This is a genomic window from Paenibacillus sp. 1-18, from assembly GCF_000520755.1.
Taxonomy (GTDB): domain Bacteria; phylum Bacillota; class Bacilli; order Paenibacillales; family Paenibacillaceae; genus Paenibacillus; species Paenibacillus brasilensis.
Genome location: NZ_ASSB01000128.1, coordinates 1 through 14904, shown reverse-complemented (window position 1 = coordinate 14904; position 14904 = coordinate 1). Strand labels below are relative to the sequence as shown.

11 protein-coding genes and 3 pseudogenes are annotated in these 14904 nt (G+C 47.9%); 9 read left to right on the top strand and 5 right to left on the bottom strand.

Annotated elements, in window-relative coordinates; translation table 11 throughout:
• The 7 genes from L693_RS27860 to L693_RS31210 form a co-directional block, all read left to right on the top strand.
• The coding region (locus tag L693_RS27860) for a helix-turn-helix transcriptional regulator (RefSeq protein WP_155983786.1) at positions 1-300 on the top strand (300 nt) is incomplete at its 5' end.
• Between the two features lie 106 nt (positions 301-406).
• On the top strand, positions 407-1711 hold the full coding sequence (locus L693_RS0108230; RefSeq protein WP_025716851.1) for an extracellular solute-binding protein: 1305 nt from the start codon (positions 407-409) through the stop codon (positions 1709-1711).
• 321 nt (positions 1712-2032) lie between these two features.
• Positions 2033-3061, top strand: a complete 1029-nt coding sequence (locus tag L693_RS0108225; RefSeq protein WP_025716850.1) for an NADH:flavin oxidoreductase/NADH oxidase — start codon at positions 2033-2035, stop codon at positions 3059-3061.
• Between the two features lie 188 nt (positions 3062-3249).
• Positions 3250-4176: an ABC transporter ATP-binding protein gene (locus L693_RS0108220; RefSeq protein WP_025716849.1), complete on the top strand. Its 927-nt coding sequence runs from the start codon at positions 3250-3252 to the stop codon at positions 4174-4176.
• Complete coding sequence (locus tag L693_RS0108215; protein WP_049825095.1) at positions 4160-4879, top strand: ABC transporter permease; 720 nt, start codon at positions 4160-4162, stop codon at positions 4877-4879. The genes L693_RS0108220 and L693_RS0108215 overlap by 17 nt, the downstream gene beginning before the upstream one ends.
• 29 nt (positions 4880-4908) lie before the next feature.
• A complete protein-coding gene (locus L693_RS0108210; RefSeq protein WP_025716847.1) occupies positions 4909-5643 on the top strand; it encodes an ABC transporter permease in 735 nt (244 codons plus the stop codon).
• 4 nt (positions 5644-5647) lie between these two features.
• Positions 5648-5752, top strand: coding sequence for a putative holin-like toxin (locus tag L693_RS31210; protein ID WP_231503569.1), 105 nt, complete (start codon positions 5648-5650; stop codon positions 5750-5752).
• A 76-nt stretch (positions 5753-5828) separates the two neighbouring features.
• Here the strand turns inward: L693_RS31210 and L693_RS31205 are convergent, their stop codons facing one another.
• The 4 genes and pseudogenes from L693_RS31205 to L693_RS0108195 all read right to left on the bottom strand — a co-directional run.
• Positions 5829-7163, bottom strand: coding sequence for an alpha-amylase family glycosyl hydrolase (locus L693_RS31205; protein ID WP_231503568.1), 1335 nt, complete (start codon positions 7161-7163; stop codon positions 5829-5831).
• Positions 7164-7231: 68 nt separating this feature from the next.
• Positions 7232-9082: a family 14 glycosylhydrolase gene (locus L693_RS31200; protein ID WP_231503567.1), complete on the bottom strand. Its 1851-nt coding sequence runs from the start codon at positions 9080-9082 to the stop codon at positions 7232-7234.
• Positions 9083-9405: 323 nt separating this feature from the next.
• Positions 9406-11661: pseudogene (locus L693_RS0108200) on the bottom strand (alpha-glucuronidase family glycosyl hydrolase).
• 136 nt (positions 11662-11797) lie between these two features.
• Positions 11798-12670: pseudogene (locus tag L693_RS0108195) on the bottom strand (glycoside hydrolase family 52 protein); the annotation flags it as partial.
• Between the two features lie 195 nt (positions 12671-12865).
• On the opposite strand from L693_RS0108195, the gene L693_RS0108190 reads away from it, so the two are divergent.
• On the top strand, positions 12866-13810 hold the full coding sequence (locus tag L693_RS0108190) for an AraC family transcriptional regulator (protein ID WP_025716846.1): 945 nt from the start codon (positions 12866-12868) through the stop codon (positions 13808-13810).
• Positions 13811-13876: 66 nt separating this feature from the next.
• Positions 13877-14428 (top strand): annotated as a pseudogene (locus L693_RS0108185) (SDR family oxidoreductase); the annotation flags it as partial.
• A gap of 72 nt (positions 14429-14500) precedes the next feature.
• Here the strand turns inward: L693_RS0108185 and L693_RS31195 are convergent.
• Positions 14501-14689, bottom strand: coding sequence for a hypothetical protein (locus L693_RS31195; protein ID WP_231503566.1), 189 nt, complete (start codon positions 14687-14689; stop codon positions 14501-14503).
• Between the last annotated feature and the right edge of the window lie 215 nt (positions 14690-14904).

Genomic DNA, 14904 nt, shown 5'->3' with positions numbered 1-14904 from the left:
CCAGCAGGTGTCGCACTTCATATTACAATCCGTCTTATCAAAATTTCATTTTTTGCCGAGACTTATTTCTTGAGCCGGGAGTATCTGATGAAGCTGTTCAAGCAGCAGTTTGGTTACGGTATTCACGAATACGTACAGAAGGTCCGTATGGACAAGGCGAAGGAGCTGCTGAGCGATTCGAATCTGAAAATTCAGGAGATTTCCGATATGCTGGGCTACAAGGATAAAAACTATTTCAGCAAGGCTTTTCGCAATTATTATCAGGTTTCGCCGTCCGAGTATCGGGTAAGCCTGCAATAAACTACTTTTTTACCCTTAACGCTTCACTTATCTGCCTTTTTAAATCGGACCATATTTTTTAGAATGAGCGCATGGACGTTGATCACAAACAAATGGGGGAGTATCCATGATAAAGAAGATGATGGCGTTGTCCGGCAGTTTGCTATTGACAGTCGGTTTGTTGAGCGGATGCGGAAGCAGCAGTGACTCAGACGCGGCGAAAGGAAAGGCTGGCGGCAACGAAGAATTGAAACCGGTTACAATAAATATGTTTACAGCCTCACCGGAGTATACGGATGCTTTTAACGCGTATATCGAGGAGTACAAGAAGGTCAAGCCTAACGTAAAGATTAATCTGGAAATCATGCAGGCGGACTATAACACGATTCTCAAGTCAAAAATTGCCTCAGGCAGTACACCGGATGTGTTCCAAACGACGGCCGGAGGCGATATTGATACGTATGCTGATTATAGCGCTGATCTGACCAATGAACCACTGGCGGCGGCCATGACCGATGCAGTACGAGCGAATATGAGCTCCAGCGACGGCAAAGTGCTGGGATTACCCGTGAAGGGGAACCTGTTTGCGCTGATTTACAATAAGGATTTGCTTGCCAAGGCCGGAATAACCTCCCCGCCTAAAACGATTGCGGAGATGCAGGATGCAGTCACCAAGCTGGAGGCGAAGGGCATTACTCCATTTGCCAACGCATATAAAGAGTGGTGGGTATGGAAACACATCTTCCAGCACTATGTAGATGCTGCCGCGCAGGATGCAGGCGTGGAGCCGAAGCAGCTTGTTAATGATTTTATTGCAGGTAAAGCGAAAATCAAGGACTACCCCGTGCTGTACAACAACTTCTTTAGCTTCGTTGATTTGACGGTGAAGCATGGCACAGATAAGCCGCTGGAACGGGACAGCAATGCGGAAGTGAGTGATTTTGCATCCGGTAACGCAGCGTTTATGACAGGTAAAGGCGCATGGGATGAGGAAGCGATTAAGAAGATTAATCCTGATCTCAAGATTGGTATCATGGGATATCCGGTAAGTGACAAAGCCGAGCAATCGGTCATCATTACTGGTGCCGATCAGGCACTGCGTATCAACAAGGATTCCGAAGTATCCAAGGAAACGATTGAATTCTTCAACTGGCTGTACACTTCAGAATACGGTAAGAACTGGTTCTCCCAAGTGGCAAAAGTAATTCCTCCAATTAAGGATGCGCCGCTTCCTGATCTGGAGATGCCTAAGGAAATGGAAAGTATTTTGAAAACATCGAAGTCCGGTGATCTGTCGGTCAACTACTCGCTGGATACGTTCCACCAAAAGTTTGGCGAGCTGATGCAGGCTTATATCAGCGGCAACATGAACAAGGATCAGGCGGTTGCAGAGATTGAAAAGGCATGGGTTCAATTGGGCTCGGCACAATAAGGCTGATTTGTCAGAGACGTCCATACGGGCGTCTTTTTGTGCTGTAGATAGGCTTTTGCAGGATTGTAAACAAAAAAATATTTAATAATATTTAAATATTTACTTGCAAAAAGTTATCTGGTTATGGATAATAGATTGTGTGCAATATATCTACGACATACAGTATACATAATGACTGCAAGGTGCAAACATGAGGGATACTCCGGTTGGGGAATCTCTTTGTTACGTTTGGGCTGTGCCGATTGTGTTTGGAATAGACCGTGTAGATGGATGGGTATCTTGATTTTTGTAGTAAAGATTGGAGAAGAGAGGATGAGCATTTTGACGAATTCGTTGTTTACACCGTATAAACTGAAGGATTTGGAATTAAAAAACCGTGTAGTCATGGCCCCGATGTGCCAATACTCGGTGACCGCCAAGGACGGGATTCCGAACGATTGGCATCATGTTCACTACTTGAGCCGGGCTATTGGAGGCACGGGTCTAATTATTATAGAAATGACAGATGTAGAGCCGGATGGACGAATCACGGACTATGATCTGGGCCTCTGGTCAGACGAACATATTCCTGCTTTTAAAAAGATCGTGGACGGCATTCACGCACACGGGGCCAAGGTAGGCATCCAAATTGCTCACGCGGGCCGTAAAGCTGAGGATGCGGTAGTGCCGGTTGCTCCTTCGGCCATTGCCTACCCAGGTGCAAATTATAAACAGCCACGTGCACTCACCACAGAAGAAGTGCAGGGCATGGTGCAAAAATTTGCAAATGCCGCCCGGCGTGCGGTTCAAGCGGGCGTGGACACGATTGAACTTCATGGCGCGCATGGCTATTTGATTCACCAATTCCATTCGCCACTCACGAACAAGCGGGATGACGTATATGGTCAAGATTTAGCCCGTTTTGGTGTTGAAGTGATTCAGGCTGTGCGCAAGGAAATGCCTGCGGGCATGCCGTTAATCTTCCGCATTAGCGCAGTGGAATACGTAGATGGCGGGTACGATGTGGATCATGCCATTGAGCTGAGCCGTGCTTACCAAGCTGCCGGCGTAGATGTCGTTCATGTCAGCTCGGGCGGAGAAGGACCGGCTGGAGCCAGAAAGCCGGGCAATTATCCGGGCTATCAAGTGCCGTTCGCGCGCCAAATTCGCGAGGCGCTGAGCATTCCGGTGATCGCTGTCGGCGCACTGGATGACCCGGCCTTGGCGCAGTCTGTTATCGGCAATGAGGATGCCGATCTGGTCGCTATCGGACGCGGATTGCTGCGCGATCCTTACTGGGGCACGCATGCAGCGGTGACATTGCGCGGCGAGAAGCCTTCCATACCTGAACAATATCAACGTGGCTACTGAGGCCTAAGTATCCCCACGTTGTTTATATATAAACAGGGCACTTGCAACGAAGCGTACACTTTGTTGCAGGTGCCCTATTTGTTTTGAGGAATACGAATTGAACATGAATAAATGTGATTGATTTTACATTTTATGGGTTATTTTTTCTGTATAATAATCACATTTGGTGTTTTAGGGGGCTGGAAGAAATAGATTATATTATTGAAACGAAGAAGCTCCGTAAACAGTTTGGAATGTCAGTAGCCGTAGACGATATATCCTTACATGTGGAGCGGGGGAGTATCTACGGTTTTCTTGGTGAAAACGGAGCTGGCAAGACGACCACCATCCGCATGCTGATGAGGCTGATTGAGCCTACAAGTGGGGAAGTTTTTTTATTCGGCGAGCGACTAGAGAAGAACTATCCGTCTATCTTTTCTAAGATTGGCACGATCATTGAAACCCCAGGTTTATATGAAAACTTGAGTGCACGCGATAATCTGAGAATATGCTGTAAGTACATGGGAATGAAGGATGATGGAAGAATAGAACGTACCTTAACCACGGTAGGTTTAGAGCATACCGGTAAAAAGAAGTTCAAAGATTTTTCTCTAGGAATGAAGCAACGATTAGGGATTGCAAGGGCGCTTGTTCATGACCCTGAGTTGCTCATATTGGATGAGCCGACGAACGGGCTGGACCCATCTGGAATTAAGGAAATTCGTCAGCTATTGAAGCGGTTGTGCGAGGAAGAAGGGAAAACAATTCTTATTTCCAGTCATATCTTGAGCGAAATTCAGCAGTTAGCTACACACATCGGGATTATACATAATGGAAAACTGTTAGCGGAAGATCGTTTGAGTCGGTTGGAGGAAGGTTTTGAGCAATACACAGATGTAAAGGTAGACGATGCAGAAGCAGTACAAACATTCCTGCAAGAGCACATCAAGCAGCTACAATCTGATGTGCTATCCCCGCAACAACTAAGAATTCATAGTCCGGTTGAAAATACAGCCGCGTTAAATAAACAGTTAATGGATCATCAGTTTTCAGTATATGAGATACACACCTCAAAACAGACGCTGGAGGAGTACTTTCTGACTCTCATTTCAGGAGAGGATGGGCGACGTGATTAGAGCAGAACTCATTAAGCTTAAAGACTCTAAAGCCTTCTTGTTGAGCTATATTATATTGCTGGCTGTTGTGCTGCTGGAATTCGCGACAAGTGCCATTTTCTACCGATATTCAATTGATCATCTGGGCTGGAACTATTATTTTATGAATATCGTTTTTATGGTCAATATTGCAGCCGGATTCATCAGTTACTACATACTTACAGGCCATATTTTTGCGAGAGAGTACCAGGAAAAAACGCATCTGTTTATGTTTACCACACCTGTCACCAGGGTTAAATTTTATTTTAGTAAATTGATCATTATTTATGGATTTATTATGGTGTCCTTATTTTTTGTTCTGTTTTTGTCTGCATTATTAGGCATGTTCATTACAGATCGACCTTTAACGATGGCTATCTGGATATACCAGATCCAAGTGTTTGCCAAAATGTGTGTAATGCATGCGATGTTAATACCGATAGCCTCCTTTTTTGCTATACACTGGAAAAGTATTATGGTGGTTGTACTCTTAGTTTGTACTGCTATATTTTTAAGTTTTTTGTACAAAAGTGAATGGTACCCGTGGATTGTACCCTATCTTTTATCTCCCAATGAAGGAAGCGCGGTCAGACACGTCAATATTCCCGTAGCGTGGTTGAGTATATCCATAACCTTTCTTCTTGGATTGTTTTTATCCCTATGGGCATATCAAAGAAGGAGCTAGATGGAGAGAGTTTTCAAAGGAGGTTTACTATGCTTGACCTGTTTAAAGCAGAGTGCTTGAAGCTGAAAAGAACTAAGATTCTTTTGTTGAGTGTAATGATTCTAGTATTAACCATTGTTTTAGAATTTTATAGTTACGCGGGTAGTCCCAAGTATTCCATAGATCGTGATGGTTGGAATGACTACTTTATGAGTGTTGTTATTCTTATTAATTTTCTGACCGGGTATATGAGCTACTATATTTTGACTTGCTATATCTATGCAAGAGAATATCAGGACAACACCCATATTGCCCTGTTCACAAGCCCGGTTCGTCGGAGTCGCATTTACTTCAGCAAGTTACTCGTTATTTATATGTACATTGCTGTCAGCCTGTTGCTGGCATTTGGGCTATCTGCGCTATTGGGTATGTTTATTACGACCAGACCGCTAACTTTTGATATCGTACTTTATCAGCTTGGGATTTTCGCCAAAATGATTCTTATGCACGCTATGCTTATCCCGATCATCACGTTTTTCGCCATTCGCTGGAAAAAATTTGTGCCCGCTATTATGGGAATGTGTACAGTTATGTGTTTAAATTTCGTTTTGGTTAATACCCCGGGGAATACCTTTTATCCATGGACAGCACCGGTATTGTTTTCTCCGCACGGCACACTTGGGAGAACGTACACGAATGTTCCTGGAGGGATCATCAGTATTTGCTTTATTTTTGTGCTCGGGCTTTTGTTGGCGTTGCGAAGTTATGTCCGTATAGAGAAATAGTAAAATGTGTGCTCTCACATTAATGATGATGTTCGGCACGCTATTAGTAGCGTTGATCGGATTAATCGTTACGATTGTTATGGCGTTGAACCAAAACAAAAAGAATTAGACCGCCCTGCTCAAGGGGAAAACGGTCTATTTCTGTAGATCACCTTTGAACAGCCGACCGCTCTTCAAAGCGGCTGTTACCTGGTGAAAACTTTAACCTCCTTCGGAGCGAGCGTCACGGTGATCGAACCGTTGTTGACCTGAATGGAATCGTTGCTTAGTTGGTTGGTCAGACGTGTGCCGTTGGACAGGTTGTCAAAGTTGCCAATGGTTCGGGTTTGGCTGCTCCATGAATTGTTGATGAGTACGATGGCCTCGTCGCCATTTTTAGAGCGCTGGAAGCTGTAAAAGAAGTCGTCCACCCATTTTTCCTTTTGGCTGCCGTTTTGCAGAGCAGGGTGGTTGTTGCGCACATAGTTCAGCTTAGCAATGTACTGATACAGGTCATGGTTGGCGTTGAAAACCACATTTTCCCGATTGGCCGGATCATCTCCGCCGCTAAAGCCCTGCTCGGTGCCTTGATAGATGATTGGAATCCCGCGCGATGTTAAAGTAAAGCCCAAAGCAGCCTTGAGCTGAGGCCATTTGTCATAGTTAGCACCCGGCTTGCCGGAGGCGTCATTCAGGAAACGTTTTACATCATGATTGTCGATAAATACACCGTTGGTCTGGGCATCGCGATAGTGACGATCATCGGAGTAGCGTTCCTTGATTTTTCTCATGGATTGATCGTGTCCGAACACATCCTTGATTGTATAATACATCGGAAAATCCAGTGCAGCATCGAGATATCGGGTGTAGTCGCCCACATAAGCGGGATCGCCGCTGTAAATCTCACCGATGGTGAAGGTATTCGCGGCTTGGTCAAAATCCTTCAGAAAGCCTTTGGGTACATGCTTGGCGGTATCTACTCGCAGTCCGTCGACGCCCGTCTCGTTCAGAAGCCATCTGATCCAGCTTTTGAGCTCGTTGGCTGTTGCGGGGTTGTCCTGATTCAGGTCATCCAATCCGGCCACGTCGCCGTTTTCAATTTTCCATTGGTTGTTGGAGTTGTAATCTGCACCTGTAATGTCGCCATTGTGATGATACCAGTCGGCTTTGTCAAAGGGAGCCTTGGCAAAGCCGTTTCCTGGCTGAAAGTCGCCGGTGTGATTGACGACTACGTCCAGCATAACAGCGATATTTTTGTCGTGCGCCTTACCAACCAGCTCTTTGAACTTGTCCATTGTACCGAGATGCCCGTCTACCGCATAAAAATCATACGTATGATAGCCGTGATAAGCGTAATCGCTCTTTTGCATCGTTACCGGAGTAATCCAGATGGCGGTAAAGCCCATATTCTTAATGTAGTCGAGCTGGTTGATAATGCCTTGAAAATCACCGCCATGCCATTTGCGCATGTCGCCGTTGTTGGAATTGAAGCCACCGTAATTATCGTTCGATGTATCCCCGTTGCTGAATCGGTCCGTCATGATAAAGTAAATGCTCTGTTTGCTCCAGCCTGTGTTGAGGGGGATGGGCTTGGAGAGGGTACCCGGATCTATAGGAGTGAAGGCGCCTCCGTCTGAATAGTTAAATCAACTCCGTTAGAGTTGGGTGCGTAGGTAGAAGTACTTACGTTTAAGGATACACCTGAAAGTTTTTCTGTTTGGATAGGTCCTGCAACTTCGTTGAGGTCGGTTGTGTAGGTGGAGGACCCTACGCTGAGGACGCTCCCTGAAGGCGCCCCCGTTCGGATAGATCCTGCAGCTCCGTTAGAGCCGGGTGTGTAGGTAGAAGTCCCTGTGCTGAAAATATAGTTTTTAGTATTGTTGCTGTCCCAGTTGTTATTGCCGTCATTAAAGGCGGCTTCCAATTGGGAGGCAGATCCGATATCAATAGTAATTTTAGCATAGCCGCTAATCTCGGCATCCTGCATTTTCACACCGGGTACGGCAGTCCAATTACCACCAGCCGGGCGGTAGTGGATGTAAGGCGAGTTGAAGCCTTTTTTGTAGTATATGGTTACCTTGTTGCCTGTACCGCCGCCGTTATCGCCAGGCTTGGCCTTGCTGATAATATACTGTTTGAATCCACTCAACTCACCAGTTGGTGAGCCGTCGCTGTTGACGAGATTATTGATGCGTAATAGTGTAAAGCCGTGATAACCGAACTTCGTGATTTTCTCTTCTATTTTCTGGAAGCCGCTGCCGCCCGTAGGGAGCGCGTTTTCACCATTCAGGCGAACGCCCTTCGCATTCGCGATCGAGGAGACGGTATCTACCAGTGTGGACGGCAAGGAATAATTCGGTGCAGTGCCACTGTCATTCATCTCCAGAGCAGTAAAGGTCAAATCCAGATCGGCATCCTTGAATTTCTGAATCAGACGATTGTAATCATAATATCCGCCTGCATGCTCTGTGCTGTGAGGCATCGCAGGGTTGTTCATCTGCCAGTGCAGGCCGGAAATCTTGGCTCCGATCCGAACACCGAACACGGAATCGAAGTTTTTGTGGGCAACTGCTCCGATGACGCCCAAATGGTTTTCGAGCACGCTTTGGTACCACGACAGAAAATCCTTCCCGTAAGCGGAATTATACCCGCCGTTCGTGTAGAATCCGTCCCCGTCGCTCGGCGGATTGATTTGGCTAAGGCTGCTTAGCTTGGTCCCCCAAGCCGCATTAATCTTGTCCAATGATCCATACTTTTCATTCATGGCTGTGCGGAACGCATTTTTGGCTGTTTCCGTATAGGCTTGGAACTTGCCGCGTGCCGGGTAGCTCCATCCTGCCGCCGGATAATACGACGGGTATCGCAATTCACCGGAAGGACCGCCGCTTAAATAAATTTTGGGAATAATGCTTTTGTATCCGGCAAAATTTTTAGCGAACGAAGCATACAGCTCGTCATATTGCTTGCCAGTTCCGCTCCACAGCGGCGAAAGGGCTTCGTTGTTGACATAGCCACTTTCATCCTTGAACTGCATTTCATCTGCACTGCCCTTGCTCGACAGCCAGCTTGGCAGCGGGATATTGCAGTCATCCCCTACATTTCCCTTGCACTTATGCGTAGAGATAATAGGAACCCACTTCAGAGCTGCTTCTTTCACAGCATCTGCATAGGTTTTGTAATAGCTCCAATCGAACTGGTTATCGCCTGCGCTCTCCACATAGCCCCACCAGACGTCGGTGGTAATGGCATACACACCGTTACTTTTCAGCGTTTGCAGTTGCTTTTTGAATGCGCCCCAGTCATTGATTTTCGCCAGCGGCCCCATGACAGAAGCCTGAAAATCATCAGCAACCGCAGCGCTCGCGGTATTGGAGGGTGAGCCAATGAAGGCGGTCAGAGATAGCACAAGGCTTAGCAGAATCAGGCACCCTTTGTTCCATAGACTTCGATACAAGGTCAAACCGATCATCCTCCCCAAAGCAATAGTCTATTTCGACAACATATTGTAAACGTCTACAAAAATAGTATAAAGCAAGCGGTTGCACAAAAAGAAGAATTTATTGCACATTAGAGGTGGACGAATATGACATTTTCCGTTAGCAACCGTGTGCTTAAAATGAATCCAGGCAAAATAATAAGGCATAGGTCTGAGTAAGACGCATGCCTTGTTGGGTGGTGCAGATAGCCAATGCCAGCATAGAGGAAAGGGAGTGCATAAAAGCCTTGTTCCAGCCTGTATGGAAGGAAAGTATGGCCGAGGCTGCTTGCTTCATCGTAACTTGCTTAATAAATGGGGCGATTCTTTTGGTCAGCAATACCGCTTTTGCGATAAAAATACGTATTGATCCGATCCCGCCATTCCTTGGCGTGTTCAGCCTGATGCTCCAGCCGCTCCAGCACCTGTTCATATAGCCCTTCATTCAGTTGCTCTCGCAGACTGATCCATGTGTCTTTGAGATGGGCCGCACGTTCCGCACCTTCGAAATGGGTATCATAAATGTGCTGAATGACGGTTTGGCCGGAGTGGAGCGTGTGCGTATACGGAACATGGTGAAAAAATAATAGCAGCTCATCCGGGCAGGTGTCAGTAGATTCGTAGATCTCGGCATGGGGAGGAAAATATTGTCCTGCATAGCCGGTTCCGGTTGCAGTCGTGCGATCTACTCCGATGCCTTGGCAATCGGCAAAATGGTAGGTGCCCCACATCGAATATTCATAGCCGTCTACATCGGGCCCATAGTGGTGACCGGGACTGACCATCCAGCCGACCCCAAGGGGAGCTGTGTAGGATTCGTAGATATTCCACGAATCGAGCAGCATCTGCTTAATGGCAGCAATTGAATCTGCACTGGCATCATCAGTCCCTTGCCTGCTAAACGTCAGCCGAGCCTACTCATCCGCGATTTCGTCTGCGGATAGCTCCGGGTCCCATGCCAACCGGCCGTAGCCGTAAAGATTGGACTGGGCGAGCAAATGTCCGGTCCAATTGGTGTCTGCTCCAATATTGGATACAGCGGCGCTTCCAAAGTTCGTGTGCTTGGGAACACGATTCGTTGGCTCCTCAAGGAAACTGCCGCTCCTATCATGGACAGTAGCTTTTCCGCGAAGAGAACCAGATTCGCTGTTGCTATGCAAAGCGCCACTCACGATACGCTTGATGGTGGAGCCTTTTCCTCGTGCATAGGTGTCAAAATCGAGAACCTCCTTCCATTGCGGAACAAGGTAACATAAATGCTTCTGTTGTCCGGTATACTCTTGCGTAATTTGAAATTCCAGCAGTACCTGAGTGGCTTCCAGCGCGCCGAGCAGGGGAGAAACAGGCTCCCGCACCTGAAAATCCATGGGGCCATTTTTAATTTGTAAAATGACGTTATCCCGGAACAGTCCATCCAGTGGTTTAAAATGGTCAAAGGCCGCGCGAGCCCGATCCGTCTTGCGATCGCGCCAATCCTGCTTGCAGTCGTAGACGAAGCAGCGCCAAATCACACGCCCGTCATAGGGCTGCAACGCATCTGCCAGCATATTGGCTCCATCGGCGTGATGACGCCCGTAGCTGAACGGGCCGGGCCGATTCTCGGAATCGGCTTTTACTACGAAGCCGCCCAGATCTGGTACGGCGGCGTAGATTTCCCGGGCTTTGACCTGCCACCATTCAGCAACACCCGGGTCCAGATGATCGGCGGTAGTTAGTCCGCCGAGCTGCATAGGACTGGCATAGTTAATGCTCAAGTAGATTTGGATGCCATAGGCGCGAAACATCGCAGCCACTCTGGCCACATCCGGTAGAAATGTATCTGTAATCAGCTCCGTTTCTACGTGATGGACATTCACGTTGTTAATGGATAACGCCTGAATGCCAACAGAGGCAAGTAGACGTGCGTAGTCTCGAAGGCGATCCATATTTGTAGTAAAGGCATGATTGTCGTAGAAAATGGATGCTCCCGCGTATCCGCGTTCTACACTACCGTCCATGTTATCCCAATGGTTGATCATGCGAATGGGATTAGCCGGATTGGATAGTACATCCTGAATGGGTGCTGGCAATGATTCTTCGGTGGCGAGCTTCAGCTTGCCATCCAGTCCGCCTTGCAGGTAGCGCAGCAGATGAAAAACCCCATATAATACGCCTTTGCTGGTCTGCCCGGCCACTGTGACGTACGTTCCCCTGATATCATCGTTATCAGAGGAAGCTGAATATGTTGGGTGTGGAATCTCCATCTCGCGAATTCGGTAGCCTTCTGTGCTTACCTCTGCCTGTTCTTCTGCGCTAAATCGTTCTGCGACCCATGGATGCTCTCGGAACGTACCCAAAGCAATGGATGGCGGACTCACAGGAACGGCGCTGATCCTTGGCTGCTGTCCGAACATGGAGGCCAATCCGTGTTGAAGCTCAATCGCAGCCGTGTGAAGTACTTCATCTGTCTCTTGAACCACGATGACTCTGCACCAAGCCGGTAAATTCTTCACCCTTTGATTGCGGCGATAATGCAGCCAAGCGTCATAGCCGCTCTTTTTTTGCATATCCATACGCTTGCTCATATTTGGCGCCTCCTTTTGGACAGGTGAATATTAGTATCAGACATGCTGCTCCTGGTCCTGACTCAGATGCCGGGGAAGAGTCAGATGGTTGCCCTTGCCTTCATACAGCCATAAAATAGCGGTAACTCCGCGTGGGTAATTGGGTGCTGCCGTAGTAGCTGTGAATGGCCTGAGCGAGCATGAATTCCTGATCCGGGCTCAAGCTTGCCGATTCCATCCAGCGATTAGCCTGGACACAGGCTGCGGTCAGGTCTGTAAAATGCTCCAAGGCATAGCTCGCCACGTCTTCAATATCCTTGAACAGCCGGGTGTAGTAATACGTCGCTTCGATGCCTGTCGTCACGATGCCACCACGATAGAAGCATATAGCGAAGGAATACGTGCGTTTTTCGCCTGCCGGAACATTCATGAGGAGTGCACCCGTCACGCCCAGACCAAAGGATAAATTCTCGGCCATAGTCTCCCCAAGCAGCTTCTCCAGTGCAAATCCACTGGCAGGTATTGCTTCGCTACTGTTGGTCACAATGGCTGTGCTGCGCCCTTGGCCGATGCCCGTGAGTCTCTCAGAGCGGGTGGAATCGGCAGCGTCCCTGCGAGGGTCTTCTCCTACAATGCGTATGCCGCTGTACGGATCACTGCCCTGATAGCCGAAAAGAGCCCTCCGCGCAGCAGTCCCCTGCGTGTTATCGACCGTTAGCTCGGCAAATACCGCTGGAACCAACGCTGCCCGCAGCTCATCTATACCCGCAATTCCCGGTTCGGGCACCGGGCGAACGGGAGAGTACAGCCGGAACGTCAAATCGCCTGCCTGCCATGTATCTGTTCCTGCTTTTAGCTCGCGGGTAATGTCTTGATCGGCAAAGGCAACGAGCAGAGGCTCCGTTTTTTTATCCTTTTTCTCCACATCATAGCGGGTACTTTCGTCCTCTGCAGATGCAAAAAAAGGAAGCGCTTCGTATACGCTGCCGTCTCTGGATTGCAGCCCGATATATACATTTTCATCCGCAGGAATGAATGACTTACATATACAAAAGTATTTTGCAGCATGCTCATATATTCGCCATATGCTATACTCACTTGATCTCACATAGAGCCTAGCATGCTACGCTCGGAGGAACCATTGTCAAATCGCGCAGTAATTTATCCAAATCGCGCCAAACACGATATACTGGAGTAAAATCCTATGCATGCAAGGAGGGAAGACATGTCATCACCACGTTTACCGAATCGTCCCCATGATCCAGACCTTACGGTCGCCGGAGAGGAATTCTTTTTTCCCGATGTGCGGACTACGGTCAATCTATTTGCCATCCATACACGAAGTGTCGGAAGAGACTGGAATTATCCGCCACATAAACATCCGCAATATGAAATTAACATCGTGCTTGCGGGAGAGCAGGTCATGGTTGTGGATGGTCACAGCTTTATTCAGCGACAGGGGGATCTGATGCTTTTGCGCCCGGGAATGGTCCACTCCAGCCGCAGTAGCGGGCAGGGGTTTACGTATTTTTGCATGCATTTCGACATTGATGATAAATTGTTTCTTTCGCTCCTGAGTCGTTTGGAGCAAGTGCTTTTTCCAGCTGATGGCGCGGTGGCGAAGCAGATGGGGCCAGCGCTGAGTAAGCTGCTTGACCTTTCCGCGCTTGAAGACATGGGAATAAATGGTGATTCGGTGGCAAAGCGTATGCGGATTCAATCTGCTGTATTTGAACTGTTCGCAACGCTGTGGGAGGCGGTATCCAGTGAAGCTGCTCATCTACCAGGGCGTGGATATGTGCAGGCAGAGCTTGCCCATCAGATTGCCAGTCGGCTTCAGGGCAGGGTCAATCAGCCATATAGGCAGGTTGGCTCGGTGGAAAAACAGGATGGGATTGAGGGAATTTCATCCGAACTTGGTATTAGCGTGTCCCATTGCAATCGTGTATTCCGTAGTGTTTTTGGCGTATCTCCGCGAGTGTATCTCTCCGAGCTTGTCTTGCATGAGGCCAAGCTGCTGCTGGCTGATCCGCAATGGTCCGTGCAGCAAATTGCTGAACTGCTCGGCTATGTGGATATTGCACATTTTAGCAGGCAATTCAAACGCTGGTCCGGTCAGTCGCCGACATCCTACCGTAAGAGCGTAGCTCCTGAAAGCTCATCTGAATAAAAATATATATGATTATATAATAGTTATGATATAAGACTTATAAAGGAGATGATAATAATATGAATTTACATAAAGACCTTTCAATTGAACAATCAAAAGGAAGAGGAAGTACAGGCGTTTTTTGAAAGGGTCGGCGCCTTCGATCATTTGTTTACTCCAAGTGCGAGCTATACACGTGGTCCGATCACCGTAGATACGGAAAAGGCGAAGACTCCATTCGAGGGGAAATTCTGGCCGCAGTATTTTGCCGCCAAGCATACTGTACCGCATTTCTCCAAGACTGGCTCGATCGTTCTCATGTCCGGAGCCTTCAGTCAACGGCCAATGGGATTTGGTGCTACCTATGGAGAGGCTAACGGCGCGATTGAAGGCTTGGGCAAGGCGTTGGCGGTAGAATTGGCTCCGGTACGGGTCAATGTGGTGTCTCCCAGCACGATCTGGCGAGACGGCCCCGAGGGAGAGCAGCGGGCGCAGGCTATTGAGGAATACAAGGAAGTAACCTTACTACGGCGAGTGGGGTATAATGAGGAAATCGTACATACTGTGTTGTACCTGATAACTAACAAGTTCACCACCGGAAGCGTGCTGTTCCCAGATGGCGGTTATACGATGATCTAATTGCTGGAAGCTGACGTGTGCATATCCACCAGTCCAATACACACTTACAATGTGTTGGACTGGTTTTCTTTTTCAGGAGATGTAGCGAGATGGCTCAGGTGGGCTATAAAATACTACAGATACTGCAAAGTCAGGCCCGCATGCCATGACTGAGCTGGGCAAGAAGGTTGGACTTTTGGAAAAAACAATCAACGTGGTAGAACGGCCATATTTGCCGCATTCATCCCTGAATTCCTCCAATCGGGGCATAGTTTCTGCCATGATAGGCTTTCCCATTTTCTCAAGTGAAACCATGGCATGATATCATGCAATCGTACCTTTATCCTCCATGCGCCGCACTCTTTCCGTTATAGTCAGCTGAGAAAACTAATACCGTACAAAAGAATACTGGCACAGTACGAAAAAATGTCTCAGTATGTGTGGGAAAGAAATGTCCCAAAGCACGCCTGTTGAATAACCACAAAATGGTAGAAAAA